The sequence below is a fragment of the Thermoproteus uzoniensis 768-20 genome, assembly GCF_000193375.1.
Taxonomy (GTDB): Archaea; Thermoproteota; Thermoprotei; order Thermoproteales; family Thermoproteaceae; genus Thermoproteus; species Thermoproteus uzoniensis_A.
Window position 1 is genome coordinate 1,151,389 of the sequence record NC_015315.1, and the last position, 25,597, is coordinate 1,176,985.

General features: G+C 61.6%; 32 protein-coding genes. 17 read left to right on the forward strand and 15 right to left on the reverse strand.

Going from position 1 to position 25,597, the window contains the following annotated elements; translation table 11 throughout:
* The first annotated feature begins 7 nt into the window (after positions 1–7).
* A complete protein-coding gene (locus TUZN_RS06425; RefSeq protein ID WP_013680146.1) occupies positions 8–844 on the forward strand; it encodes a ketopantoate reductase family protein in 837 nt (278 codons plus the stop codon).
* On the forward strand, positions 837–1,613 hold the full coding sequence (locus TUZN_RS06430; protein ID WP_013680147.1) for a pantoate kinase: 777 nt from the start codon (positions 837–839) through the stop codon (positions 1,611–1,613). Before TUZN_RS06425 ends, TUZN_RS06430 begins: the two co-directional genes overlap by 8 nt.
* Here TUZN_RS06430 and TUZN_RS06435 read toward each other — a convergent pair.
* From TUZN_RS06435 to TUZN_RS06465, 7 genes are all read right to left on the reverse strand, one after another.
* On the reverse strand, positions 1,593–2,366 hold the full coding sequence (locus tag TUZN_RS06435) for a 4-phosphopantoate--beta-alanine ligase (RefSeq protein WP_013680148.1): 774 nt from the start codon (positions 2,364–2,366) through the stop codon (positions 1,593–1,595). The genes TUZN_RS06430 and TUZN_RS06435 overlap by 21 nt on opposite strands.
* A 122-nt stretch (positions 2,367–2,488) precedes the next feature.
* Positions 2,489–3,091, reverse strand: coding sequence for a hypothetical protein (locus TUZN_RS06440; RefSeq protein WP_013680149.1), 603 nt, complete (start codon positions 3,089–3,091; stop codon positions 2,489–2,491).
* A 1-nt stretch (position 3,092) separates the two neighbouring features.
* Entirely contained in the window at positions 3,093–4,775 is a 1,683-nt protein-coding gene (locus tag TUZN_RS06445; RefSeq protein ID WP_013680150.1) for a hypothetical protein, read from the reverse strand.
* A gap of 43 nt (positions 4,776–4,818) precedes the next feature.
* Complete coding sequence (locus TUZN_RS06450) at positions 4,819–5,466, reverse strand: hypothetical protein (protein WP_013680151.1); 648 nt, start codon at positions 5,464–5,466, stop codon at positions 4,819–4,821.
* Entirely contained in the window at positions 5,442–5,816 is a 375-nt protein-coding gene (locus TUZN_RS06455) for a hypothetical protein (protein ID WP_013680152.1), read from the reverse strand. The genes TUZN_RS06450 and TUZN_RS06455 overlap by 25 nt, the downstream gene beginning before the upstream one ends.
* Positions 5,816–6,193: a RidA family protein gene (locus TUZN_RS06460; RefSeq protein WP_013680153.1), complete on the reverse strand. Its 378-nt coding sequence runs from the start codon at positions 6,191–6,193 to the stop codon at positions 5,816–5,818. The genes TUZN_RS06455 and TUZN_RS06460 overlap by 1 nt, the downstream gene beginning before the upstream one ends.
* A gap of 497 nt (positions 6,194–6,690) precedes the next feature.
* Positions 6,691–7,431, reverse strand: a complete 741-nt coding sequence (locus TUZN_RS06465) for a PD-(D/E)XK nuclease family protein (RefSeq protein WP_013680154.1) — start codon at positions 7,429–7,431, stop codon at positions 6,691–6,693.
* Positions 7,432–7,680: 249 nt separating this feature from the next.
* Between TUZN_RS06465 and tuf the strand changes: the two genes are divergently transcribed.
* Positions 7,681–9,015, forward strand: coding sequence for a translation elongation factor EF-1 subunit alpha (gene tuf, locus TUZN_RS06470; protein ID WP_013680155.1), 1,335 nt, complete (start codon positions 7,681–7,683; stop codon positions 9,013–9,015).
* Between the two features lie 294 nt (positions 9,016–9,309).
* The gene (gene rpsJ / locus TUZN_RS06475; protein WP_052886141.1) at positions 9,310–9,630 is read left to right on the forward strand and encodes a 30S ribosomal protein S10; all 321 of its coding nucleotides are present in this window, start codon (positions 9,310–9,312) and stop codon (positions 9,628–9,630) included.
* A gap of 189 nt (positions 9,631–9,819) precedes the next feature.
* Here rpsJ and TUZN_RS06480 read toward each other — a convergent pair whose 3' ends face one another.
* Positions 9,820–10,926 carry an MFS transporter gene (locus tag TUZN_RS06480; RefSeq protein ID WP_148678613.1) on the reverse strand — a complete coding sequence of 369 codons (1,107 nt, stop codon included), beginning with the start codon at positions 10,924–10,926 and terminating at the stop codon, positions 9,820–9,822.
* Positions 10,927–10,969: 43 nt separating this feature from the next.
* Here TUZN_RS06480 and TUZN_RS06485 point away from each other — a divergent pair, with 43 nt between their 5' ends.
* From TUZN_RS06485 to TUZN_RS06505, 5 genes are all read left to right on the forward strand, one after another.
* Positions 10,970–12,040: a TIGR04084 family radical SAM/SPASM domain-containing protein gene (locus tag TUZN_RS06485; RefSeq protein WP_052886142.1), complete on the forward strand. Its 1,071-nt coding sequence runs from the start codon at positions 10,970–10,972 to the stop codon at positions 12,038–12,040.
* Between the two features lie 40 nt (positions 12,041–12,080).
* Entirely contained in the window at positions 12,081–12,938 is an 858-nt protein-coding gene (locus TUZN_RS06490; protein ID WP_013680159.1) for a hypothetical protein, read from the forward strand.
* The gene (locus TUZN_RS06495; RefSeq protein ID WP_013680160.1) at positions 12,935–13,297 is read left to right on the forward strand and encodes a hypothetical protein; all 363 of its coding nucleotides are present in this window, start codon (positions 12,935–12,937) and stop codon (positions 13,295–13,297) included. The genes TUZN_RS06490 and TUZN_RS06495 overlap by 4 nt, the downstream gene beginning before the upstream one ends.
* Before the next feature lie 109 nt (positions 13,298–13,406).
* Entirely contained in the window at positions 13,407–14,057 is a 651-nt protein-coding gene (locus tag TUZN_RS06500) for a translin family protein (RefSeq protein WP_013680161.1), read from the forward strand.
* A gap of 15 nt (positions 14,058–14,072) precedes the next feature.
* Positions 14,073–15,326 (forward strand): amidase, encoded by a 1,254-nt coding sequence (locus TUZN_RS06505; RefSeq protein WP_013680162.1) that lies wholly within the window; start codon positions 14,073–14,075, stop codon positions 15,324–15,326.
* Here the strand turns inward: TUZN_RS06505 and TUZN_RS06510 are convergent, their stop codons facing one another.
* The gene (locus TUZN_RS06510) at positions 15,327–16,112 is read right to left on the reverse strand and encodes an MBL fold metallo-hydrolase (RefSeq protein ID WP_013680163.1); all 786 of its coding nucleotides are present in this window, start codon (positions 16,110–16,112) and stop codon (positions 15,327–15,329) included.
* A 167-nt stretch (positions 16,113–16,279) separates the two neighbouring features.
* Between TUZN_RS06510 and TUZN_RS06515 the strand changes: the two genes are divergently transcribed.
* A complete protein-coding gene (locus TUZN_RS06515) occupies positions 16,280–16,564 on the forward strand; it encodes a HEPN domain-containing protein (protein WP_237698198.1) in 285 nt (94 codons plus the stop codon).
* Positions 16,542–16,913 carry a nucleotidyltransferase domain-containing protein gene (locus tag TUZN_RS06520; RefSeq protein WP_013680165.1) on the forward strand — a complete coding sequence of 124 codons (372 nt, stop codon included), beginning with the start codon at positions 16,542–16,544 and terminating at the stop codon, positions 16,911–16,913. The genes TUZN_RS06515 and TUZN_RS06520 overlap by 23 nt, the downstream gene beginning before the upstream one ends.
* A gap of 54 nt (positions 16,914–16,967) precedes the next feature.
* On the opposite strand, the gene TUZN_RS06525 is transcribed toward TUZN_RS06520, so the two are convergent.
* Positions 16,968–17,555, reverse strand: coding sequence for an HAD family hydrolase (locus TUZN_RS06525; RefSeq protein WP_013680166.1), 588 nt, complete (start codon positions 17,553–17,555; stop codon positions 16,968–16,970).
* Positions 17,556–17,636: 81 nt separating this feature from the next.
* On the reverse strand, positions 17,637–18,062 hold the full coding sequence (locus TUZN_RS06530) for a universal stress protein (protein WP_013680167.1): 426 nt from the start codon (positions 18,060–18,062) through the stop codon (positions 17,637–17,639).
* A 94-nt stretch (positions 18,063–18,156) separates the two neighbouring features.
* Here TUZN_RS06530 and TUZN_RS06535 point away from each other — a divergent pair, with 94 nt between their 5' ends.
* Positions 18,157–19,110: an NAD(P)/FAD-dependent oxidoreductase gene (locus TUZN_RS06535; RefSeq protein WP_052886313.1), complete on the forward strand. Its 954-nt coding sequence runs from the start codon at positions 18,157–18,159 to the stop codon at positions 19,108–19,110.
* Here TUZN_RS06535 and TUZN_RS06540 read toward each other — a convergent pair whose 3' ends face one another.
* The gene (locus TUZN_RS06540; RefSeq protein ID WP_013680169.1) at positions 19,111–19,539 is read right to left on the reverse strand and encodes a CBS domain-containing protein; all 429 of its coding nucleotides are present in this window, start codon (positions 19,537–19,539) and stop codon (positions 19,111–19,113) included.
* A gap of 100 nt (positions 19,540–19,639) precedes the next feature.
* On the opposite strand from TUZN_RS06540, the gene TUZN_RS06545 reads away from it, so the two are divergent.
* The 3 genes from TUZN_RS06545 (at position 19,640) to TUZN_RS06555 (ending at position 21,525) form a co-directional block, all read left to right on the forward strand.
* A complete protein-coding gene (locus TUZN_RS06545) occupies positions 19,640–20,035 on the forward strand; it encodes a hypothetical protein (RefSeq protein ID WP_013680170.1) in 396 nt (131 codons plus the stop codon).
* A 30-nt stretch (positions 20,036–20,065) separates the two neighbouring features.
* Entirely contained in the window at positions 20,066–20,923 is an 858-nt protein-coding gene (locus TUZN_RS06550) for a PhoU domain-containing protein (RefSeq protein WP_013680171.1), read from the forward strand.
* 77 nt (positions 20,924–21,000) lie between these two features.
* Positions 21,001–21,525, forward strand: a complete 525-nt coding sequence (locus TUZN_RS06555; protein WP_013680172.1) for a MogA/MoaB family molybdenum cofactor biosynthesis protein — start codon at positions 21,001–21,003, stop codon at positions 21,523–21,525.
* A 63-nt stretch (positions 21,526–21,588) separates the two neighbouring features.
* Here TUZN_RS06555 and TUZN_RS06560 read toward each other — a convergent pair whose 3' ends face one another.
* The 3 genes from TUZN_RS06560 to TUZN_RS06570 are packed head-to-tail and all read right to left on the reverse strand — an operon-like array spanning position 21,589 to position 23,771.
* Positions 21,589–22,116, reverse strand: coding sequence for an SLOG cluster 4 domain-containing protein (locus tag TUZN_RS06560; protein ID WP_013680173.1), 528 nt, complete (start codon positions 22,114–22,116; stop codon positions 21,589–21,591).
* Between the two features lie 35 nt (positions 22,117–22,151).
* A complete protein-coding gene (locus TUZN_RS06565; RefSeq protein ID WP_013680174.1) occupies positions 22,152–22,853 on the reverse strand; it encodes a hypothetical protein in 702 nt (233 codons plus the stop codon).
* Positions 22,854–22,871: 18 nt separating this feature from the next.
* On the reverse strand, positions 22,872–23,771 hold the full coding sequence (locus tag TUZN_RS06570) for a carbohydrate kinase family protein (protein ID WP_013680175.1): 900 nt from the start codon (positions 23,769–23,771) through the stop codon (positions 22,872–22,874).
* Between the two features lie 25 nt (positions 23,772–23,796).
* Here TUZN_RS06570 and TUZN_RS06575 point away from each other — a divergent pair, with 25 nt between their 5' ends.
* A complete protein-coding gene (locus TUZN_RS06575; protein WP_013680176.1) occupies positions 23,797–24,990 on the forward strand; it encodes a M24 family metallopeptidase in 1,194 nt (397 codons plus the stop codon).
* A complete protein-coding gene (locus TUZN_RS06580; protein WP_013680177.1) occupies positions 24,987–25,589 on the forward strand; it encodes a CPBP family intramembrane glutamic endopeptidase in 603 nt (200 codons plus the stop codon). Before TUZN_RS06575 ends, TUZN_RS06580 begins: the two co-directional genes overlap by 4 nt.
* The last annotated feature ends 8 nt before the right edge of the window (positions 25,590–25,597 follow it).

Consider the following 25,597-nt stretch of genomic DNA (forward strand, 5'->3'; position numbering starts at 1 on the left):
ATCGTTCGTGTTCCGCATCGTCGGGCTCGGCGCCGTGGGGTCGCTGTTCGCCTACTTCCTCAACCGCGCCGGCTATGCGCCCGGCGTAGTACAGAGGCGTGTTTGCGACGAGTACCTCTTCTGCGCCGACGGCGCGTGCGAGAGGTTGAGGCTCGCCGCGGCTGGGGCGGAGGGGGCGAAGTACACCGTGGTTGCAGTCAAGGCATACGACTCGCTCTCGGCCGTCCCGCATCTGCGGGGGACCGCCGTCGTGGCGCAGAACGGCATTGGGGGATACGAGGCGATTAGGGAGGTATACCCCTCCAGCGTTGCCGCCGTGGTGACCTACGGCGTTTACAGGGAGGGGTGTAGGTCTGAGCTCAGAGGGCGCGGCGAGATCTACCTGCCGCGCGCCGTCTCAGACTTCGCCGATGTTCTGGAGAGGGGCGGGGCGAGGGCCGTGGTCGTCGACGACGTGGAGCCGTACCGTTGGCTGAAGCTCGCGGTGAACGCGGCCATCAACGCGATAACCGCCTTGTTGCAGGCGCCCAACGGCGTGATCGCCTCGGTGGATCACGCGCGGGATCTGGCGCGCGCCGTCGTCGCCGAAGTCGCCAGAGTTGCCGAGGCCGCCGGGGTGAGGATGCCGGCGGATCCTTTCGAGGAGGTCCTCCGCGTAGCCTCGGCCACCGCCGAGAACGTCTCCTCCACGGCACGCGATCTGGCCCGGTGCGCCAAGACGGAAGTCGACTTCATAAACGGCGCCGTGGTCAAATACGGCGAGAGGCTCGGCGTGTATACGCCCGTGAACGCGGCGCTGTACAGCCTAATTAAGGCCAAGGAATCTCTTTGCGGCCGTGAGTAGGAGGCTCTTCATCCCCCACCACGTGACCGGCTTCTGGATACCCGCATACTCCGAAGATCCCCTCTCCACTGGCTCCGTGGGGGTCGGCGTCTTGATAGGCGGGGCCGTGGCGGCCTACGGGGAGGAGGGGGGCGTCCGGTACAACGACCTATTGCTGGAGCCGGGCGGAGGCGTGAGGATCTCGTCGGAGTTCCCCCTGGGCTACGGCTACGCCGCCTCCGCCGTGGTGTCCATCGCCAAAGCCGTCGGCGCGTTCGGCCTCTCCCGCGAGGCCTTCGCAAAGGCCCACGTAGAGGAGGCGACTCGCAGGACCGGGCTCGGGGACGTGTTGGCAATATATACGGGGGGTTGCCTAGTCGTCAGGACTAGGCCGGGGGCGCCGGGCGTCGGGGAGGCCCACTCCCTGCCTTGCCCCAACGTCTACGCGGTCACGGCGGACCTCGCGCGGATCGACACTAGGCACATGCTCGCGTCCCGCCACGAGGCCATAGTCGAGGCCGGCTCGGAGGCCCTCCGGGCGTTTATGCGGGAGCCCTCCTTCACGTCTTTCCTGGAGGCCGCGGAGTCCTTCTCTAGAAGGGTGGGCTTCCTCGACGAGAGAGCTGAGGCGTTGCGCAGACGCCGAGGCGTCCTGGGGCTTTTTGTGAAGAAGGGCGTGTTGGCGATCTTCGTAGAGAGGGAATGGGTGTCCGACGTGGCGGAGGAGGCTAGGAGGCTCGGCGAAGTCCACATAAAGGAGCTGAGGGAGCTACGCGTCTCCTGGATATAGGCCGTCTGCCAGCTCCTCCAGCCTCCTTAGGATGTGGCGCAAGGCCGAGGCCAGCACCTTGTCGTTGTTGTAGTTGCGCAACACCTCTTCGAGCTCCCGGCGTTCGAGGCCCTTCATCGACCTCACCGCCTCCACAAGCCTCGGCATAGCCCTCGTCACGTTGTCGACGATAGTGATAGACGCAGATCTCGCCGTGCGGCTCATGGGGTTTAGGTCTACGGCTATGACGGTCTTCCCCATCCTCCTCAGAGCCTCCGTCCTGTCGCCGTCCTCCAGCGGCACTAGGACCACGTCGGCCTTGTAAATCCCCTCACAGCTGACCCTCCTCCTCTCGCTGAAGAGCTCCGGTATTGTGCAGGAGGCGTCGTCCCCCACGCCCAGCACCCGCCTCGCCCCATGCCTCCTCAAGACCTCCGCTATTTTCTCCTCCCTCTCCCTCGTGCGGTAGAACAAGTTAACCTCTATGAGAGCCGGCACGGCCTCGGCCAGCTCCACCACAGTCCCCGGCGTCAAGGCGGCCACGTTGCCGTTAACGCTGAGCACCGGATGTCGGGCGAGGAGTAGGGCCGCCGCGGCGGCCCTTATCGCCTCTAGGGCGAACGGCTGCGTCTCCTCGCCTATTAGGTAGTCGAAGCACTCGCCCCTACCCTGGGCGATTAGCCCTTGGACGGCGACGTACCCGTCCCTAAAGCCCTCCACCACCTTCTCCCGCTCCAGCAAGCTCCTATAACGGGGGTGCGTCGGCGGGATCACGTGGCTACACTACAACGTCAATAAAAACGCAACTGCGGATCCGCCAGTAGGCGACAAAAACGTATGGGGCAATTGCTATAAACGGCCACCGCCTCTAAATATTCTAAATAATATTTAAAAAATTATATTATTGTATTTCTTTTTCGTGTAAATACTATTATAACTGCTATAATTATAGCTAATACTATAGCTATTATGTAGTAGATGGTGTTTAGGCCGAATAGTTGCATGTTTTGGGTTGTGGACTGCGATATGGCTGTCGGGGTAGTGGACGTCGAAGTGTACGGAGCGGCGCTTGTAGACGTGGCGGGGGCGGCTGGCGCGAGGGAGAGCCTTATGGCGTAATACGATATGGTGATGGGGCCGGGCCCGACCTCTATATACGTCCCTGTCTTGTTCACGGCGAGCACCTTATATGCGCCTGATATGTCTTGCGGCATGATGCCCGGCGGCATCACGACGACCGCCCCTTGGTCTAGGCTCAAGGAGACGGAATAGACGCCGCTCGAGTTGGCGTAGACTGGGACGTACTCCACGTAGGCGGGCGCCCAGTCTTGCAAGACGTATACTCTTCCGCCGTAGGCCAGGGCGGGTAGAGGCGTGCCGTTGGCCGAGAAGGCGGCCACCGCCGAGGCGTTGGGCGCAGGCATGCTCACGTTGGAGAAAGCCGCCGGCGCCAGTATTATGAAAAGGAGCGGCGGTATTGTGAGGTTCAGGACTATCATATCAGGGCCCTCCGCCGCCCATCTTGCCCGTGCCGCTTATCGAGCCGGAGCCGCCCATCCCCCCGCTCCCCATCCCGCCTGACCCAATCGACACACCGCCGCCAGCAGAGCCGCCTCCGGAGGCGCCGCCAGATACAGAGACGCCCCCGCCGCCGGAGGTCGTTACATTGATGGGGATGCCGACGATGGAGCTTATGAACGACGTCGATATGCCAAGATCGTGTTCTAGACTAGCTATGTGCTTCAGTATCAACTTGAGCTTGTAGATATCGTTTAGAGCAGCAAGTCCGCCGAGGCTGTCTATGTATCCTCTCAGCTGTTGCAGTTGCTGTTGCATAGGCACATACACGCCTCTGCGCGCCTTGCTGACGTAATACTCCCAGTCCAACAGCTTCGTTATTTCGCAGAGCGTCGCGTATTTCCATATCGCGGACACGTTCGCGAAGCCCTCTTCGGCGTATTTGGCCAACAGCTCGGTCACGTTGAGGTCGATACAGAGGGCGGCTATCTGGGGACTTGTCGGCTGGCTCATCTCCAACGAGTCGTACACGCTCCTCACCAAGCCTGCCGGGCCCCCGACCGACTCCAACGCGCTTAATATCCCTAGAGCCCTCTCGTGGTGCTCAACCGCCGCCTTGACCGCCTCGACGGCCGACGCGCTGGCGTTGACGCTCTCGAGAAGCTTCAACGTCTCGTTCAGCTCCTCGAGCGTCTTGTTGACGCGGTCGAGAGCGTTCTGGACGCCGTATGTGCCGTTGAGGGCGGCCAGCAGATCTCTGTCGGTGGCGTTGGAGACGGCGCGGAGGCCTCCCTCCCTGCCTATATAGGCCAGCGCCGTTGCGGACTTGTTAAACAGCTCGGCCTCGTGGGCCAGGCGCGCGGACACCGTGGCGTTGACGCTCGCCAGCGCCCTCGCCAACGCGTCCAGCCTGCCCGCCAGATCCTCCAAGGCGGCCGACGCCGCGAGATAGCCCCTATCGTTCGCGATGACGAAGCTCAGATTGGCCGCGGCCCTCGCCTTAACTCCGGCGAGCCCTCCGTTGGCCCATATGTACCGGAGGAGATCCGCCACCTCCTCGTGCCTCAAGCTGGCGTTCAAGACCTCCTCGACCGCTGTCTTGTTCGCGCCGACTCTCTGGAGTATCTCGGCCACGGCCTTCAAGACAGCGGACGCGTTGGCGTTGGCCTCTATGGCCCGCCTATACCCCGAGTCGCGGGCGAGGGCCTGGGCCGCCTCGCGAAGGCCGCGCACCTCCAGCGGGCGCAGATACCTCGTCAAGTTCGCCATAGCCTCCATTCTCGCCTCCTTCAGCCTCTGGAACACGGTCTTCGCTTGGGTTATGTTGAGGCCGAGCTTCTTCAGCTCGCCCACGCCTACGGCCGGAGCGAAGAACGCCTTCGTCCCGTTGGGCAACGTGGCGTTGAGGGAACAATACGGCACAGTCAGCCTAACGCCGGATACCTCCACGGTGAAGTTGCCGGAGGCTTGCGCCTCGGCGATTAGCCGGGACGCGTTCTGGCCCGAGACGTAAGCCAAGTAGTTCACCAACGCGTACCACTTGACCTCCACGTCTGGAGGGCACGTCTGTTGTTGGGCCGAGGCGCCCAGGGCCAGCGCCCCGAGCGCGGCTAGACCTAGTACTATCCCTCCTATTATTATTCCTAGTATTATTTTCCTTTCCATGGCCGGCCCTACGCAGGGGGCCTTAAGTCGAATTTCCCGGAAACTACGGGGGAACGACGGCGCGCTTTCTATTACCCACGCGGTGAACGACGGCGTCGGCGAAGGCCCGATACCGGCCGTCCGCGACCAGCCGCGAGTAGGCCTCGTCTACGTTTATACTCGACAGGAGGAGATCTATATACTCCACTATATATCCCACAAGCTCTCTCTTCTCGCCCTCATCCAGCGAGCTCCAGAAGGCGGCGGCCAGCTCTAGAGGGGTCGGCGTCGGCGCGCCGCACACCACGGAGTCTCTCCCCCAGTAGCCTATAGCCAGCGAGGGCCTCGGCGGCTCGTAAGGCGGCGATGCGAAGAGGAGATCCCACTGCCGTAGATCCACGGAGCCGAAGACCTTCGCCCTGACCACGAGGCCCGCCAGCTTCGCCGTGGCGAAGGCCCTCCTCTGCAGATCCTCCAAAGAGCCGTAGCAGGCCCACCTCCCCGGCCTCTCTCTGTATATGTAGAGCAGAGGCTCCAGGATCCACCCCAGGGCGCCCAGATCCGCGAAGGCGCCTCTACACACCTCGACGGGTATGGGGAGGTAGATGAGGCCGACCCTCTCCGCAACCGCGTCTACGAGGTCGACGCAGGCCTCCACGCCGGCGCGCACCGCCGCCGTGGTGAGGACTAAATCCTCAGCGCTCCGCCGCATACGCAGTCCGCCTCCTCGCAGATCCCGCGGCGCGCGCACGTCAACGCAATCACTCTGACGCCCCTAGGCGGAGGGATAGGCCCCTCGATATATACAACCACGTCGGCCCCCGCCATGAGGGGTCCGAGATCGCCCGAAGCATGGACGGCGTAGACGTCCCTGTAGAGGTCGGGAGGGGCCCCGGAGAAGTCCGAGACTGCCACACCGCCTATCCTCCTCGCCACGGCGACAGCCTCTCTGGGAGGGCCCACGACAAGCCTCTTGAAGGGGTTCTTGGCGGAGAGGGAGGAGATTAAAAAGTCGGCGCCCAGTTCCTCGTCACCGCTCGGCGTTGCGGGTCCTCTCCACACTACTTAACTGCAATGACGGCTATTTCAACCAACACGTCTCTGGGAAGCCTGGCCGCCTGCACCGTCACCCTCGCCGGAGGCTTCTCCTTGAAGTACTCCGCGTACACCTCATTGAACTGGCCGAAGAGCGACATGTCGGCGAGGAAGACGAAGGACATGACGACGTCGGACAAGCCGTAGCCCGCGGCCTCCAGCACCGCCTTTATGTTCTCGAGCACCCGCCTCGTCTGCTCCTTGATATCCCCCTTGACGACCTCGCCCGTCCTTGGATCTATGGGTATCTGCCCCGAGACAAACAACATGTTGCTCACCCTCACCCCTTGGCTGTACGGCCCAATAGGCTCGGGAGCGGCCTTCGTGTAGACCACCTCCTTCATGAACGGCGCCTCCCAGCCCCTTTTTAGGCTTTACCTTCCTAGCCGCTGGCGGAAGTCCACAAGTCGCCCACGACAACGAGCCGGAGGCCAGCCGCCGACACAACAACCCGAGTGCAGAAGAGGCGAGCTCCACGACCGTCGATACCTCCACGGCAAGTCTCGCCCTGCCCTAGAAGGCGACAGCCTATTGACATACCCCGCTCCCCCACGCCGTCACAAGACAGCCCACATGGCCCAGTCTGCGGACCAGCCCCCGCTATGTATAGGCCCAGCGACTGGTCCGCCCCACCGGCCGGCTCGCCGTCGTTCGTCTTGACGCCTCTAGGCAACTCCTAACAACTCCGCTCTGCTCTCGGACAACTCCGCCAGGAGATGGCAATACAACCACAACACGCCCTCCACCACGTCTACAGAACCTATCGGAGGGCGAACAGCTCTACACACGTGCTTTACAGATAATTCTCGCCCAGCCGATCTAGGCCGAAATCGACGGGCCCCTACTCAATTACGGCGCCGTACACCGCGTCTATTCCTAGCTGGCTTGCTCTCTCTAGCGCTTCTTTGTCTATATTGACGGCGACTATTATGAGGCGGTCTGCTCTACGGCCGAGTATCTTCTCCGCTGCCTGGGCCTTCTCGGCAAACCACTCCACATCCTCAAGCTCCGCATGCGACTTAACCCCCAAGAGATACGTCCTCCCGTCGCGAATATAGACGTCAACCTCAATCCTCGCCCCCGGCCTCAAATACCGGCCGTCCACGTCAGTATAGACGAACTTCTCCACCCTCCCGGGCTCAACCCCCCTCTTCTCAAGAGCATCCCGATAAATCTCCAAGACGGTGCGCTCCAAATCCCGCCCCCACCTACGGCCGAGGGAGCCCATAGCCACCTTAAGCTCGGCCACAGCCTTAGTTAATTCGTCAAGCCTCCTACCATGCTCAGCCAGAACTCTGCTGTGCTCAGCGAGAATTCTGCCCTGCTCCTCAACTCTCTTGCCCAACTCCTCTAGGCGCTTGCCCAGCTCAGCGACTGCCTTCGTCAGCTCCTCAAGCCTTCTGTTGTGCTCCTCTAGCAACTTCTCGTGGGCTTCTAGCCTCTTGTTTACTTCTTGGAAGCCGGTCTTCATGTAGTCGGCGAGAGCCTTAACGGCGTCGGCCATCTCCCTCAGCTCCTCAGACCTAGCCCTCCTCACAGCCCTCTCCACAACCTCCTCAAGCCTACCCCAGTCGAGGCCCACGAAAATAGGTGGTCGCTATATTAAAACACATACCTCAGCCGACGCCTAGCCGGCCGCGTTGAAGTGGCACGTCGATCGGCTCCGTAGAGCTCTCATACGGCAGAGTGCACGAATATGAAGATGGCCGAGATTAAGCGCCCACGCATTCTCCCAGATGTCACTGCGACTGCGGACGATATCTAGCTGTTCCGCCAATAGGCGTGGGGGCGGGTGGTATAAAGTTTTAAATATAGCCACTTTAGAGTCGCCATGCCGTCGATAATACTGAACCCCAAGCCCTCGGCGTTGCAGAAGCCCCACTTGAACCTAGCCGTAATCGGACACGTAGACAATGGAAAGTCTACTCTCACCGGAAGGTTGCTCTATGAGACCGGCTACGTCGATGAGAAGGGCTTCAAGGAGATCGAGGAGTTGGCCAAGAAGATGGGCAAGGAGGACTTCGCGTTCGCCTGGATTTTGGACAGGTTCAAGGAGGAGCGCGAGCGCGGCGTCACCATCGAGGCCACCCACGTCGGCTTTGAGACTAACAAGTACTTCCTGACCATAATCGATTTGCCAGGCCACCGCGACTTCATCAAGAACATGATCGTCGGCACCAGCCAGGCCGACGCGGCGATGTTAGTTATATCTGCTAGGCCGGGCGAGTTCGAGACCGCGATAGGCCCGCAGGGCCAAGGGAGGGAGCACTTGTTCCTCGCCAAGACGCTGGGCGTGAACCAGCTGATAGTCGCCGTCAACAAGATGGACGTCGTCAACTACGACCAGAAGAGGTTCGACCAGATAAAGGCTGAGATAGTTAAGATGTTGAAGCTCCTGGGCTACGACCCGAACAAGGTCCCCATAATACCGGTCAGCGCCGTGAAGGGCGACAATATCAAGACGAAGTCGTCCAACATGCCTTGGTACAACGGGCCGACCCTCCTTGAGGCTTTCGACGCTCTCGAGCCGCCGCAGAGGCCCATAGAGAAGCCTCTGAGGCTTCCGATACAGGACGTCTTCTCGATCACCGGCGCCGGCACAGTGGTTGTGGGGAGGGTAGAGACGGGCGTGATAAAGCCCGGCGACAGGGTCATAGTCATGCCTCCGGCGAAGGTAGGCGACGTCCGCTCGTTGGAGACGCACCACATGAAGCTGGACGAGGCTAAGCCGGGCGACAACATAGGCGTGAACCTCCGCGGTATAGAAAAGGACGACGTGAGGCGCGGCGACGTCTTGGGCAAGGTGGATAACCCGCCGACTGTTGCTGAGGAGATCGTGGCGCGCATCATAGTGCTCTGGCACCCGACCGCCATAGGCCCCGGCTACGCGCCGGTCATGCACGTCCACACCGCCACCGTGCCTGTCCAGATAACCGAGCTCATATCCAAGCTCGACCCGAGGACGGGCCAGACCATAGAACAGAAGCCGCAGTTCATCAAGCAGGGAGACGTGGCCATGGTCAGGCTGAAGCCGCTGAAGCCCGTCGTCGTGGAGAAGTTCGGCGAGTTCCCGGCGCTGGGCCGCTTCGCGCTCCGCGACATGGGCAGAACCATAGCGGCGGGCCAAGTCGTAGAGGTCAAGCCGGCCCAGATACAGCAGAAGTAATCCTCCATTTCAGAGCCAGAGCCGTCTCGGGCTCTCCATCGTTTTGGCGTCGAGCCCGCACGCCGTTCTCTACACGACAGCGGTCAGAACAGCGTATAAAGGGCAAGAAGTCCTGTCCTCTACGGCGGGGCCGAAATATGCGGAGGATCTCCGAGGCGAGTTCGCCCTAGATGTTCGGGCGCCTCGCAACGCTGGCCTGTAAGGCCGGGTGGACGGGGCATCTGATAGGAGGCGTTCGCGGGTTGCCCTAAGGGTGGCGGGAAAATTTATAAATCGTCTGGTTGACGGAGGGCCATGAGCATGATTGCGCGAAGGCGGGTGAGGATTAGGCTCTACGGCACCAACTACTCGGATCTGGAGAATGTGGCCAGAGAGATCGTCGACATCGCTAAAAAGATGGGCGTGGATGTGAGCGGCCCCGTGCCCCTCCCCACAAAGAGGCTTATGGTGGTGACCAGGAAGGCCCCCTCGGGCGAGGGGTACCACACCTTCGAGCACTGGGAGCTCCGCATACACAAGAGGCTTATAGACGTGGAGGCCAACGACAAGGTGATAAGGAGGTTGATGACGATTAAAGTACCCGACACGGTCAAGATCGAGCTCCAGCTCATCTAGCCCGCCGCTTCTCTCAGCCTCCAGAGGCTAGACTGCGTGGCTTGAAGATAGCGCCGACAGTCGCGGCGAAATCCGCCTGGTGAGGAAAGCCGCTCCTTTCTCTTTCTCATGCGACTCTGCCGCTCCCTCTATGAGGGAGAAAGAGAGATGGGGGTCTGGATCACCCCTCTAGGTCTGAAAAAACGAGGTTTAGCGGGCGACTACCGTCAGTACTATTAGGGCCGCTACGAGGGCTGCGGCGAAGGCGTATAGGTAGGCGTAGAGCTCGCCGACAGAGAATAGGAAGCCCATGGCTATGTTGGATATGAAGAGCCCGAGGCTTCTCCCGGCCGTGAGAGCGCCCATGGAGACGCCCCACTCCTCTTCCCTCGATATGGAGGCGACTATGTAGGGCTCCAACGTCTCAACGACGCCTATGGAGAGGCCCAACAGCGCGGCGGCCGCCAGATAGAGCGCCAGAGAGCCCCCCAGCCCGAAGAGCAGGCTCGCGACGGCCGCTATAGCGTAGCCAGCGAAGGCCAAGGTCTTATAGCCCGTCGATTTGGCGAAGCCGACGGCGAGCCCCACGACGGCGGAGACGGCGAGGTAGAGGCCGTAGGCCGCTATGGAGATCACGTCGGAGCGGGTGTGTAGGAATATGCTGAGTATGGGAAAGCCGAAGCTGTAATATGTGAAGCCGAAGAGGGCCGAGGCGAGGGCCAGCGCAGTGACCTTTAGGCCGGGCGCCTGGGGCTTGGCGCCTCCCCTCCTCTCGCCTGCCCTGACCGAGGCCAACAACGCGGTCGAGGTTATGAAGAAGGGGAGAGTTATGAGGTAGGCCGCCGTGAAGCTGTAGCCTGCCAGCAATAGGGCGGCCATCACAGCTACGGATCCGACGCCGCCGCCTATGTCGAGGGCGTGCAGTATGCCGAAGGCCCTCTTCCTCTCCGCCTCGTCTGTCACCTCGGCCAGCATGGCCCTCCTAGCCGGCGTTCTGAAGTTGCGGGACCACCAACCTGCCAGGAAGAGGATGGGGGACAACACGGGCGAGTTGGCGAGCGCGGTGAACGACATGAGGGATATCAAGGAGTTGCCGAGGACGGCGACTCTCTTCCTGCCGTACCTATCCGCCGCGTAGCCGCCCAGCAGACCCATCAACGCGCCTCCGCCGTAGTTGAGGGCCTCGATTATGCCGTAGACGTATATGGGGAGTTTGAGAGCCGCCACTAACAACAGAGGCAACAACGCAATGGCTCCTTGGTAGCCGAGGTCGGCGAAGAAGGCGGAGAGCGATATCTTCCAGACCTCCCGGTTCATGACACGGCGACTGTTTCCTTTAATAAAGTATATCGGCCTTGCAGTGCTCTGGTTCCTCCTGACCACAGGCCGTTGCAACTTGAGGTGTAGCTACTGCGGGGGCTCGTTCGACCCGCGGCACTCGCCTTGGTCTGTGCAGTACGACCTTGAGGATCTAAGGGCGTTGCTCCGGAGGGATCCAGAGCCCGTCGTCTTCTTCTACGGCGGCGAGCCTCTCCTCAACCCGGCCTACATCATGAAGGTGATGGACTCTGTCAAGGCCAAGCGCTTCGGCATACAGACCAACGGGCTTCTGGCGAAGAGGCTACCGCCTGAGTACTGGCGTAGGTTCGACGTGGTCCTCCTCTCTATTGACGGCGTGGAGGAGGTGACCGACCGCTATAGGGGGCGGGGGGTCTATAGGGCGGTCTTGAGGACGTTGAGGTGGCTGAAGGAAGAGGTTGGGTGCCGGTGCGAGGTGGTGGCGAGGATGGCGGTGGGGCGCGCGAGCGATATATACCGCGACGTGTCGCACCTGCTGTCCTTGGGCTTCGATAAGGTCCATTGGCAACTCAACGCTGTGTGGACAGACGAGTGGGACCCCCGCGAGTTCTTGGAGTGGGGCCGTTCAAGATATCTCCCCGGCATCGCTAGGCTCCGCGACTGGTTCCTCGCCGAGGCCGCAAGGGGCAGGCTGTTGGGCATCGTCCCGTTCCTCGGCATATACCGCGCCATGTTGTTGAGGCCGTACGACTGGATCCCTTGCGGGGCGGGGAGGCGCGCGTTCGCCGTAAATACCGACGGCAGGATTCTGGCTTGCCCCATAGCCGTCTCGGAGCGCTGGGCCACAGTCGGCGACGTTAAGAGAGGCGTCGTCAAAGCGGACTTCAAGCTCGACGATAGGTGTTCCAGGTGCGAGTACAGGCATATTTGCGGGGGGCGTTGTCTCTACACCCACTACGAGAAGTACTGGGGCGAGGAGGGCTTCGACGCAGTCTGCGAGATTACGAAGGCCACTATAAGGATATTGGAGGAGGGGAAAGGGGTTCTCGAGGATCTATTGGCCCGGGGAGTCGTCAGGCAGGAGGATCTAGACTACGAGCCGATCCTCGACTCGACGGAAGTCATACCGTAGGGCCCGGAGTCGATTTTTAAATATAGCACTGGGTAGTGCCGTGAGGACATACGCGTTCGTCGCCTTGCTGTTCGCCGCCGCATTGCTGGGGACCTTGCCCTACCTCGCGGCCCCGTCCCAAGCCTCCGAGCAGATCTTGCCAGCGGCTCCCTACTCCTCCTCGAATACTGCTCCGGCCGCCGCGTACAATACGGCTCTGTTCGTCTCCCTGGCGGTCGCCGCCACGGTCTTTATATATTTAATCATGAAGTATAAGAAATTCTTCAAGGTATTTATAGCGGCTGTATGGTTCCTCGTGGTCCTCGGCGTCTTCTGGGCGTACGACCTCAAGTACTACGCGTGCGGCCTTCTGCCAGACGCGGCGGCCGAGGCCTTGTTCTACGCGCCGTTCGCCATCGCGCCTGCGATGATATACGCCATACTTAAGGCCCGTTTGGATCCGGCGATTGCGGTGTTCAGCGCATTTGCGGGGACGATGGTCGTGTGGATATTGCCTCCGCTGACGATCCTCGCCCTTCTAGCGATACTCCCCGTCTACGATCTGGTGATGGTATACTGGGGCCTTCTGGGCAAGATAGTCAAGAAGGCCAAGGAGGGCGTCTCCCGCGGACCTGGGCCCGAGGCCCCTAGGGAGCCGCCTCTGTTGGGCCTCATGGCCAAGGTGGGCGAGGTCTCCGTGGGGACCGGCGACTTCTTCGCCTACGCCGCGGCGCTCACCTTCGTCGGGATTAAATTCTCGCGCTACGGCTTGCTCCCCTCGCTCGCCGCCATAGCTCTAGGTGTCGTCTTAATATATACGGGCTTTCTGCTCACCGTGAGGCTGTTGCTGAGGCGCTTCGGCTACGCCCCCGCGTTGCCCATACCTCTAGCCCTAGTAATGCCTCTGTTGTTGCTATGAACCTCGAGGAAGTTGTGCTGGCCATACTCTCGAAGTTCGGCGTACTGGACCTCAAGTCCATAATAGCCGTCATGGTGCTTCTGCGGGAGGAGGCGAAAATCGACGAGATCCCTCCGCCGGGGAGGCGGCTGAATATGCCCCAGCTCCTCCCGGTCATAGAGGGCCTTGTGGGTAAGGGCTACGTAGCTGTATATCAAGAGTTTGGGTCCTCCACGGTGAAGTATACGTTAACCAAGCTGGGCTCGGAGGCCGCCGCCAAGATCCAGATAAAAGGCCTTGACGAGCTTGCCAAGAAGTATCAGTTCCAGCTCGTCCCGTTGGCGTTCGTCGCTGTGCTGAGATATCCTCAGTATTGGTGATTCAGCAACTGTTGGCTCGACTTGTAGCGGATCCGGCCTTGTTGCCAGCGGAAAGACGGCGGCTCGTAGCAGTCGGAAATAGCTTTTATATAGTGGGCCGAGGGGTGCCGTGCTCGACGTGGAAAAGCTATACAACGAGCTGAGGGAGTACGAGGAGGTTAGGGAGAGGGTTATACAGACCTCTATAAGGGTCACTAGGCTCAGCAAATCGGTGATCTACTCGCTCATTAGAGGCGATGTCGAGGCCGCCGAGAGGCATCTGAAGGAGATGTCGGCCGCGGCGGCTGAGCTGAGGGACTTGATATCGAGATACCCCATGTTCTACAACAACGGGGCGCAGGGCCTGCAGGAGTACGTCGAGGCGTACTCCCTCTGGGTGTTCCTCAAGGAGGGCAGGCTCCCGAGCCGCGAGGAGGTCGGCGTGGACGTAATGACGTATCTAATGGGCGTCGCCGATGTGGCGGGGGAGCTGGGGAGGAAGGCCAACGAGGAGCTCGTGAGGAGAGACCTAAAGGCTGCGGAGTCCCTACGCGCGGCGGTGGAGAGGTTGTATCTGGACATGCTAGGCCTCGAGCCGCGCGACTTCGAGCTCAGGAAGAAGGTGGACTATATATCGAACCAGGCCAACTGGATAGCGGAAAAGCTTTTCTACGCGTCCACATGCCGCCAATTGTATGAAGTACGTCAAGGAAATAGTGAGGGAGCTGGGGCTGGGCGAGGCGACAGAGGAGGTGGAGAGACAAGTCGAGTCAATCCTTAGAGGCCTCGGCTTGTTATGATAAGGGAGATCGTTGAGAGGAATCTGGCAGACCCCGCATCTGTGAGAAGAGACGCCGAGGAGGCCCTCAGGAAGGCCGAGTCCGACCGCAACAACTACTTCCTAGCTCTCGACAGAGCTCTTCCCGAGAAGGCGGAGCACATCGCGGGGCTTGGGCGCGGCGGCCGCCTCTTCGGGCTTGTGCTGGCGGTGAAGGACAACATCGACGTGGCGGGGCTCCCCACGACAAACGGTGCGCCCTACGCCAAGTCGGTGCCCGGCAGATCGGCCGCCGTGGTGAGGATGCTGGAGGCCGAGGGGGCCTTGGTGCTCGGCAAGACCAACATGCACGAGCTGGCGCTGGGCGCCACCAACATAAATCCCCATTTCGGCCCCACGAGGAATCCGCACGACCCCTCCAGAATCACCGGCGGCTCCTCGGGGGGATCCGCAGGCGCCGTGGCGGCCGGCGTAGCCCACATAGCTCTCGGGACCGACACGGGGGGTTCCGTGAGGATCCCGGCGGCGCTGTGCGGGGTCGTGGGCTACAAGCCGGCCTACGGCTCTCTGCCTACCGACGGCGTCAAGCCGCTCGCGCCCACCCTCGACCACGTGGGCCTCCTCGCCAAGACTGTCTCGGACGTGGCATACCTCATGGAGGTGTTAAGCGGCGTCAAGGCGGAGCCCCCTGCCCGCTTCCGCTTCGCTGTGTTGAGGGGCGTGGCCGAGGCCGACGACTACGTAGATAAGGCCTTCTGGCGCGCCGTCTCTGTACTGGAGGAGGCGGGGGGCGAGCGGTTCGAGGTGGAGGTGGACGCCAGGCGCTTCTCCTACGCAAGAGCCGCCATACTCCTCGCGGAGGCGGCCGCGGTCAACTGGGGCTACCTCAAGTCCTACGGCCAGTTCATGGGGCGCGACGTGGCGTCCCTCCTACGCGTCGGGGCGTCCCTCCCGGCGGTAGCCTACATAAAGGCGCTTGAGGTGCAGAGGGAGGCCAAGGCGTACTTCGCCTCGCTCCTAAAGAGGTACGACGCCCTGGCGACCCCCACCACCGCAATCGCCGCGCCGAGGATAGAGGAGGCCGACTCCATAGCGGTTAGGCCGAAGCTGTTGGCCTTCACCGAGCTCTTCAATCTGACGGGCCTCCCCGCCGTGTCTGTCCCCGCGCCAGCCCCCGGCCTGCCCGTGGGGCTACAGCTGGCCTCCTCCGACGACGAGAAGCTGTTGGGGATCGCCCTGGCCTACGAGCTCTCGGCTGGCCGACTAAGCTAATCAGCTCTGTAGCAGGCCCAGTAACGTCTGCCAGAGGAAGAAGCTGTAGAGAAGGCCGCCCCTCTCGGCTATCTTCGCCGCCGCCTCGTCCGCCCGCCTCAACTCGGCCGCGAGCTCCTCGGGCCCTCCGCCTCTGCCCTTGACCGCCAAAGCGGCCTCGCGCCACGCCTTTATCTGCTCCAAGTGCCTCCTCAAGAGGTCGACGTCCTCGGTGCAGGCGAAGTGGGGGAAGCAGAGCATCTTGGCGCCTATCGAGGCGACCCTCCTAAGCGACTCCACGTATAGGTCGAACCTAAACGGCGGAGGGGTCGTGGGGAACACGGCCCCTATCTCCGGCACGTAGACGCCGGCGCCGTCGCCGGTGAACAAAACGCCGCCGTCTCTGTAGTAGAACATGACGTGGTGCGGCGCATGGCCCGGCGTGAAGTACACGTCGATGGCGTCGAACAGCCTCTCCCCGTCCCTCAGGGGCCTCACGTCGGCCGCCCCCTTCGGCTCGCCGAAGAGATCGGCGATGGGGCCGAGGGTCTCCTTGGTAGCCTGCCAGAGACGGGCCGGGTTGGCCACATGCCCCACGTACCTCTCGTGTACGTAGACCGGCTTGCCTGCGTGGCCAGCGGCGCCGCAGTGGTCGTTGTGGATATGCGTACAGATTATATAGTCGGCGTCCGTCGGCGTGAAGGAGTTCGGCGGCCCGGGATCCACGGCGACTTTGACCCCTCCCACGTCGAGAACATACGTCGTGATCAGGTGGTTGCCCTGTATATACCTACGGACGAGCTCCATAGAATAACTCTCCACTAAAAATATTCCCGATGCTGGCTGGACGCCGTTCCGGCAGAGCTTTTATATTCATGGCGCCGCTTCTGCGCGGCCGACCGCTGGCTCTCCAGGGCGAAGCGCTACAGAGCCCTCGCCGTCGAGTTCCTCCAGAGATGCTACTACCCGGAGGCTTGGCCCAACAGGCGGCCGAGTTTCTGCTGAAGGGGAGGCTGATCGAGGCAATCGGTTCGCGGCCCTATACCCACTCCGTGTACCACCTCGTCAAGCTCCTCTATGAGTCGCTGGAGCGCGGCCTAGACGCCGAGGTCGTCAGATGCGCGAAGTACCTCACGGAGCAGTATATAGGCAGTAGATACCCCGACGCGAGGATGCTGGAGCACGACCGGGAAGACGCAGAGGAATGTATAAAATGTCTAGAAGTTATCTGGAATAGTGTTCAGAAGGATACTGCTTAAATCCCACGCCGAGATAGAGGAGTGGATCAAGAGCCTATGCACGAAGGGGTACACGGTGGTCCTCTTCGGCTCCCGGGCCAGGGGAGACGCCAGGATAGACAGCGACTGGGATCTCGTGATCCTCGGGGACGCCCCGCCCGGGAAGCCTCCCAACGATCTGGCGCAGGTACACTACGCGACTCCCCAGGCGGCCGCGGGGGAGATCGCCCGCCTCAACACGATCTTCGTAGACGCCTTCTACGAAGGGCGCCTCATATGCGGCGACGCGCAGCTCTTCCAGACGCTGAAGGAGCTCGCCGCGAGGAGGACGCAAGGCATGGTCAAGACGCGGCCAGGCTGGATAGCCTAACGCCGGCGGTGAAGCTGAACATCCGACCGACGTAGGACCGGCGCCGAATCCGCCTCAACGCAGGGAGTTCAAGAGCTCCCTCAAGCTCTTGATGACGCGGACGTCCGGCCTACACGGAGGGAGCGATCTAGCTATACATATGGGGCGCGCGCCTGCCGCGAGCGCCATCTCCACGTCGTAGACGCTATCCCCGACGACCACCATGGAGCTCGTCGGCACTCCGAAGACGCGCGACACTGCAATGAGGGGGTCGGGGTGCGGCTTCCCCCGCTCCACCTCGTCGCCGCCTAGGACGTAGTCCACCGCGATGTCGGCCCTCCTCAGGACAGCCCTCGCGAGCACGCCGCTTGACGACGTCACCACCGCTATAGGGCGGGGGAGCGACGCCAATACGTCGACGTCAGGGTAGGGCACCACCTCGTCTATATGCCGCTCCAAGAAGTACCTGATCTTCAGCTCGGCGAGCTCCCGCGCCTTGCCCGGCGCGAGCCTCCTGGCTATCTCCGCCGCGGGGAGCCCCATGAGAGGCCTCACCTCCTCCTCGCTGGCCTTAACCCCTAGGGCGGCGAGCGCGTCTATCCACGCCCTTACGTGGGCGTCGACGGAGTCCACCAGAGTCCCGTCTAGATCGAAGACGTACACGTGGCGTGGTGGGAAAAGCTTTATATGGGTTCAGCGGCCTATCAACTCCTCACCGCTTGGAGCCCGGTTCCTCATCACCGGTCACTTGACGACCAGCACCGGCTTCTTGGCGTGGGTCACCACGCCCGTGGAGACACTGCCGAGGAACACCCGCTTTATGCTGGAGAGGCCTCTGCTGCCAGTTACTATGAGGTCTGCCCCTATCTTGTCCGCGTATTCGACTATGGCCGTCGCGGGATCGCCCTCCAGCATCGCCGTCTCCGCCTGCACGCCCTCCGCCTCCGCCTTAGCCTTGGCATCGGCCAAATCCGCCCTGGCCTTCTCCCTCATGGAGTCTATAATGTCGGGGGGTACGGGGCCCATGGAGAGCCCCAATATAGTCGCCGTGTCGACGACCTCCGCCACGTATATCTTAGCCCCGTACTTCTTGGCGAGGTCTATGGCGACCTCGAGGGCCCTCCTCGCGTGCTGGGAGCCGTCGTAGGCGACGAGGATGCGTTTAAACATAGATCCATAGGCGCCGTTGTATTTATCTCTTCTCCCGCCCGACGCGCGGGCGGCGCTCTTGGGCAACTATATATACGGCCGGGCTAAGGCCGACGTGGTTAAGATACTCGGGCTGGGCCCGTCGGGGGCCGCTCTAGGCGCCGCCTTAGGGAAAGCCGCCGTCGTGGAGAGAAGTGGGCGTTATTTCAAGGCCTGCGGGGAGGCCGTCCCCGTGGAGACCCCTATGGTCGGGAGGGAGTACATAGTGGATAGGGTCAAGAAGTACAGATTCTTTTCGGGGGATAGGCTAATAGGCGAGGTCTCCTACAGCAAGCCGAGGTGGTATATCTTAGATAAGGCGGCTTGGGTCGAGTCGTTGCGGTCGGCCATAGAGGCGGAGGAGTGGGGGGACGGCGTGGTTGTCGACGCCAGGGGGCCGTACGCCAGTAGGGGCGAGAAGCTGATAGTGGCGATGGCTTACGTGGAGGGGATGAGGAGGGAGGAGGAGACCGCCGACTTCATATACCCCCCAGGCCTGACGGGGTTCTTCTGGATCTTTCCTCACGGCGGGGTCTACAACGTCGGAGGGGGCTTCCTCGGCGTACGCGACCCGACGCCCTTGGTGAAGGAGTTCGCCGCGCGGCTAGGCGGCAGGATAAGGCTGTTGAGGGGGGCGCCTCTGACGGTGATGCCGCAGATAGATCTCGGCGTCGAGGGGTCCTACAAAATCGGCGAGGCCGCCGGCTTGGTCTACCCGTTGACGGGCGAGGGGATTAGGCCCGGCGTGCTCTCGGCGTTGGCCTTAGCCGAGGCGCTCAAGACGCGGAGGCCTCTTGAGGAGTACGGGAGGAGAGTGAGGCACATAGTCAGGCAGATAGAGCTCCAGAAGAGGCTCCTATCGCTTGCGGCCAGGCTTGCGGCCAGAGGAGGGTCTATCTCTCTTCTCGCCGACGACGCGCTCCTCCGCGACTACATAGAGGAGGAGCTCTCGGCGCGCGGGTTGTTCCTCGCGCTCGCGAAGAGGCCGGGAGCCGTTGCGAGGCTAGTCGCGGCCCTTCTGAGGAGGTGATCAAGCGCTCATCCCCCTCTCGAAGGTCCACTCGTCGTAGCCCGCTATGACCCTCAACGCGTGGTCCTCGTAGACGAGATCCCTTATCGAGAGCACGCCGTAGAGCTTGCCGTCCTTCAGGACCACCACGTGGCGTATGTTATGCCTCCTCATGAGCTCGGCGGCTTTATTCAACGGGTCGTCGGCCTCGACGGAGATCACGGACCTCGTCGCTATGTCCAATACAGGCCTCGAGGGGTCTACGCCCTCCGCCACTGCCCTCACTATATCGCGTTCGGAGACGACGCCAACTACCTTGGATCGATCCTCTCTGTCAACCAGCACTAGGAGGCCTATGTTGTGCTCTCTGAGGATCTTAGCCGCATCCTTTATGGTTATATCGGGCGTCGCCTTGACGACATCGGTCGAGGCGAACTGCGCCACCGACATGATTGTATCTATGGCGTTTTCTTTTTATGCGTTTCCATAATTATGTTTAATGTGGAATACGGCGTAGGCCAAATATTTATCTCGGGGAATTGCGTAGGGTATGGAGAGGCTGTTGGCGGGCGAGCTCGAGCACCTCACCGAATTGCTGAAGCTTAGAGGCGCCGTGGAGGACGAGTATATGGCCGCGTTCCTCGACGGAATTATCAGGGAGATCCACCTAAGAGTTAGGCTACTCGAGGCGCTCGACATCCCCGACCTCCCCCACGATGGAGAGAGGCTGGACGTTAACGAGGTGGTGACCCGCCTCAACGAGATGTGCGAGCGCTACGAGGCCCATATGGCTCTCATGAAGTCGTTGCGCGCCTCGGCCAAGACCCAGCTGGAGCTGGAGGTCGTGGCGGCTATGGAGAAGAGCATCGAGCGGACCCACTTGATGCTCAGGATGCTCATCAACGCGCTCACCGAGTTCTCGAAGACTGCGAAGAGTAGCCCATAATAGCAAAATTTATCTAGCTTAAACAAGTACATGGAGACTCGCCGTATCTTTAGGATAAGGGAGTCCTACGCGGTCTTTCTGCCCAAGGCCTGGTGCGAGAAGAACTCAGTCGGCGAGAGGAGCGAGGTCAACGTCATGTGGGAGGAGGACGTGGTGGTGGTCAAGCCGGCGAAGCCGAGGAGCTTCACGGCGAGGGTGTCGAGCCCCAACATCGACGTCGTGGTCAAGCTACTTATGGCCGCGCTTGTGTCGGGCTACGACGAGGTCAGGCTAGAGGTCAAGGGACTGGATCTCGGGCTCAGGCACAAGATAATGTCAGTGGCGAGAGGGCTCTACATGCTCCCCATGGAGGAGGGGCCCGACTATATAGTCTTCAGGGTGGAGGACGTCAAGTTCGATAGGGAGAAGCTGATATCGAGAATGGTCTCGACCCTCGCCTTCATGATAGACCACCTGATAACCGCCCCGAAGGTCGACCCCTCGTTGCTCGAAAGCGTCGACGACGAGGTGGATAGATATAGGCACATGATAGAGAGGCTGTGCCACAAATACCCCACGGGGCTCTGCGCCAGCCACGTCCAGCTGGCCAGATACGTCGAGAGAGCCGCCGACCATATAGTCGAGCTGGCGAGACTGGAGCCGCCTAGGGAGCTCGTGGAGGCCTTGAGAGGCGCCGTGGCCGAGTTCGTCAAGACGTCGTCCGTCGACGATGTGAGGTCCGTCTTCGCGTTCATAGAGACCACCGACAAGATCCGCTTCCTCCTGAGGCAACTGGCGAGGGACGAGATAACCATGTTACACGCCGATAGGGTGATAGACTACTTAACCAACGCGGCCGAGGTCTACATAGACATGATAACGCGCAGGAGCCCAGTTGTGGAGATCTAGGCGTACCTATAGCCGAGATCTGCGAATTGGGGCTGACAGCTGAGGAAGCTCTTAAAAAGCTCCGTGTTTAGTTAGTCGTGAAGCCCCACGAGGAGCACAGATCGCGCGGCCCGAGGGAGCTATCCTTCTGGGTTGTCACAGTGAGCACCTCGCGCTACGAGGCCATGGCCTCCGGCAAGAACTACGCGGACGAGTCTGGCGATAGGGCCGTCGCCCTAATCTCGCAGGCGGGCTACAAGGTGGTCGGCAGATCGCTGGTCAAAGACGACGTGGTGATGATAAGGGGGATCCTCATGGATCTGCTACGGAGGCCGGACGTGGACGTGGTCGTGTTCACGGGGGGCACCGGCGTGGCGCGCACGGACGTAACCGTCGAGGCCGTTAGGCCGCTCCTCGAGAAGGAGCTGGAGGGCTTCGGCGACGTTTTCAGGCTGAGGAGCTACCAGGAGGTGGGCACGGCGGCCATTATGTCCAGAGCGCTCGCCGGCGTCTCCAACGGCAAGCTCGTGGTCGTCTTGCCCGGGTCGCCCAACGCCGTCGAGACGGGCCTCGGCATTATACTGCCCGAAGCCCCCCACATAATCTATCTGGCGAGGTCGTAGCGGGCAGAGGCCGGTAGTCGCCGTTTCGGCGCGTCTGTCGGCCGGAGTCGGCCCGCACGGCGGCTATCCGACCTCAACTATCTTCCCGCCGGCCCGCGATTCGCAGATCCCCCGCGCCATCTCGCGGGGATCCTCGAAATATCTGACGGCGGCTGTCCTCCTCTCGTCTATGTAGTCTGGGAAGGCCTTCCTTAAATTGTCCGAGGCGAGGCCTGTATTTGTCAATACGAATACGGGCTTCCCCATTGCGTATCCCATGAAGACCTCAATCATGGTGCCCGCCGCCCCTCCAAACGCCGCCACGACGTCGGCCGAGCGGATCAACATGACGCTACGGCATCTGTACTCGCAACCCGTCTTTATGCCCACGACGCCTTCGGGAAGCTCCACGTCCTCCCTCTCTATGGGGAGGAGAGCCACCACGGCGAGGCCTCTCCTCAACGCGGCGTCCACTACGCGCTTCATGAGCCCCCAATATCCTCCGACCAGCACCGTGGGCCTGGCGCAGGCCGTGAGCTCCTCGAAGAAGCCCTCTATCTTGGGGACGAGCGCCTCGGAGTCCGTGCTGTGGGCCGCCACCGCCAGCTTCACGGAGGCCCGAATACCCCGCTAATTAAACACCTACGCTATGAGAACAACAACCTATACAGCGCGAGGCATTCCTTGGCGGTGAGCCCCTCGCAGGCCTTGCCCGGCTTACAGAACTCGGCGAGGTTGTTTATGAATTTCACTGCGTCCTCCGGGTGTCTGAAGAACGCTGAGGCGAATATGGCCCCGCTGTAGGTCCTCTTGATTATGGTGGCGCCCAAGTCCTCCAGAATCCTCGGAGCGGCGATTATCACCGGACATGCGCCCCTCAGCGACAGCCCTATATCCACGCCGCCCTCACATATGTATAGGTCCATGTCCTTGTTGGGCCCGACCAAATAGGCGTATATACACGCGCCTCTGAGATCGGCGTCGAGGAGCTTGGGCTCGACGAACTTATACACGGCGTCGATGAGCTCCGGGGCCTTCCGCGACGCGCACTCGAACGCCGCCAGGGCGTTTCCGTAGCCCCTCACCGAGAAGGCGGAGTTGCCGTACCTCAGACTGACCGAGCCGCCCCGTATGCTTATGTGGGTCAGCCTCTGGCCCTCTATATTGCAGTAGACCACGTTGAGCGTGGTGGCGCGCCAAGCGATTGCCCAAGACGCCGCCAGGCCGGCCAACACGGCGGCGGAGAGGGCGTAGAGGCCCTTGGCCCAGGCGAAGGCGGCCAAGGCGAGGAATATCAGGAAGCCGCCGCGCTCCAGGAAAAAACGATAGAAGCCGAGGGCCAGCCTCACACAATATCCGACTCCAGTCTATATATTTCTTGTTGCAAGGAACTTCTCGACCTCCTCCCTAGTGGGCGAAGACCTGGCCCCCTTTCTGGTCGTTTTCAAGGCGCCTGCGGCGTTGGCGAACCTCAAGGCGTAGTCCACGCCGCGCCCCTCTAGGAGCGCCGCAAGAAACGCCGCGTCGAACGCGTCGCCAGCTCCGGTCGTGTCGACCGCCTCTACCTTGAATCCCCACGCCTCGAAGATCTCGCCGCTCCGCAGATACGCGGTCGCCCCTTGCGGCCCCCGCTTGACGATCACCATGTCGATGCCTAGCCCGAACGCCTCGCCCACATCGCCGCGGAGGAGAGCCCGGAACTCCGACTCGTTTAGGAGGAGGTAGTCCGCCTCGGCCAGCAACTCCCTTAAGTAGTCGAGGCCTCTCGCGGACCATATCCTCCCAGGGTCCACGCTCACCGAAAGGCCGAGCTTCTTGGCCAGTCTGGCCGCGTGGACTGCGGTGTCCAGCCTATACATAGTGATATGTAGATGGTCGAAGCCCTTGAACGCGGCGTCCGACAAGTCCTTGGGCTCCACGGCCTCGGAGGCGCCCACGTACTCGAACACCTTGACGTCCCCGCTGGGGTAGACCAAAAGGAACGAGGTGCCCGTCTGTTGGCCTATCACTATCTTGACCCTCGAGATGTCGACGCCCTCCCTCATCAGCTCCTCTAGGAGGACTCTGCCGAAGCCGTCGAAGCCGACTGAGGTTATTATGGCCGAGGCGAGGCCGAGCCTTCTGGCGGCAACGGCGAAGTTGGAGGCGGAGCCGCCACCGCCGTAGCGGAGCTCGCCGACGAGCGCCGCCTCGCCTACGTCGGGCTTATCGGCCAGGTAGAGCTGTATGTCCATGAGGAGGTGCCCCAACGCCACGACCGATGGCATATATTATCGTGAATTCGTTCTATTAATGCTCAAGGTGGGGAAGGAGGTCTTGTTGAGGAGGATCGCCGAGCTGGGCAGGCGGCTGTCGGGGCTGGGCTACGACGCCTACTATCTGACCAACCCCGAGAACATATTTTACCTCACCAACTACTTCTTCCTCCAGACCGAGCGCCCTCTGGCTCTGCTAGTCACGGCGCGCGGCGAGCTTGCGCTGTTCGCTCCCATGGTCGAGTACGAGCACTTCTCGTTGAGGTCCGAGCTCCCTATCGACGAGCACTACTACTTCGACTACCCGGGGGAGGTCCACCCCATAAAGTTCATCGCCGAGAGGATAGGGGAGCTAGCCAGGCGGTGGGGCATAAAGTCGCTGGCGTTGGAGAACCGCGCGGGCGCCGCAGGCGGCTGGGGGTACAGTGGACCGGCCTTGGCGGATCTCCTGGGCCAGCTGAAGGTGTCGGTGGAGCCCCGCCTGGTCGAGGACATGCGCCTCGTCAAAGGCGCCGAGGAGGTCGCCCTTATAGAGGAGAGCGGGAGGTGGGCCGCCAGAGGCATCGAGATAGCTAGGGGCCTCATGGCCGAGGGCAAGTACGACTGGGAGGTCGCCTTGGAGGCCAGCCTGGAGCTGAGCAGGGAGATGAAGAGGGCTTTCGGCGAGGGCTATATGCCCATGAGAGAGTCGGTGCCCGGCTTCGTCGGCTTTAGGGGACAGATAGGCGAGTACAGCTACTACCCCCACTCTATATCGGCCCCCCGCCCGTTCAGAAAGGGGGATGTGGTGGGGATCGGGGCGGGCCCAGAGGTCGGCGGCTACTACAGCGAGCTGGAGAGGACCTTAGTGCTCGGAGGGGCCGGCCAAGAGGTGAGGAGGTATTTCGAGGCCATGTTGGAGCTCCGACATGCTGCGCTGGACGCCTTGAGGCCCGGCGTATCGGTAGCCGAGGTGGATAAGGCCGTGAGGGCGAGGGCGGAGCGGCTGGGCCTCTCGGGGAAGCTGAGACACCATACCGGCCACGGCATAGGGCTGGGCTTCCACGAACGGCCCTATCTGGACGTGGGATCCGACGAAGTCTTGAGGCCGGGCATGGTCGTCACGATCGAGCCGGGGATATACGTCAAGGGGCTCGGCGGGTTTAGGCATTCTGACACTGTGTTGATAACGGAGGGCGGCTACAGGTTGCTCACCAAATACCCCGAGGACCTCGACGAGCTAGTGGTATGACTGATAGAGGCGCTCTCTACCTAGCGCTGGCCTACATAGCGCTCCTAGCCGCGTTGGACGTAGTCTCCGCATTCCTCCCTACTTGGGCCTCTGTGTACGGGCTCGCCGCGTTAGAGACGGCCTTCTTCGTATCGTTTAGGTGGGTGAGGCTCAAGTACTCCAGCCGCGGCCTCTACAACGCGCTCCTGCTATTCTTCGTGTGGTTCATGGCCACGGCCTTCCTGTCGCCGTTTCTGGCCTCCGGCGAAGCCGCGGCGGAGGCTCAAGACCTCTACAAGAGCGGCTTGTTGCCAATAGTCGTGGTCGTATTCGTGTTGGAGGAGCCCGTCGTCTCCGAGTCGATCTTCAGAGGAGTCCTGTTCCAGCAATTGTCGGCGAGGAACAGGGCGTTGGCCTATGTGGTCTCGTCGCTGGCCTACTCCCTCCTGCTCACCGCGCCGGACACGGCAACGGAGGCCCTCGTCGCAGCTCTCTACTTCTTGCTGGGGCTTATCCTCGCCTATGCCTACGAGAAGGGCGGCTTCGCGTCGGCTCTGGCAGTCCACGCCGTGTATTCCGTGTTGTACACCGCATCGTTGATGCTCTCCGCCATCCTCTAGGACGCCGC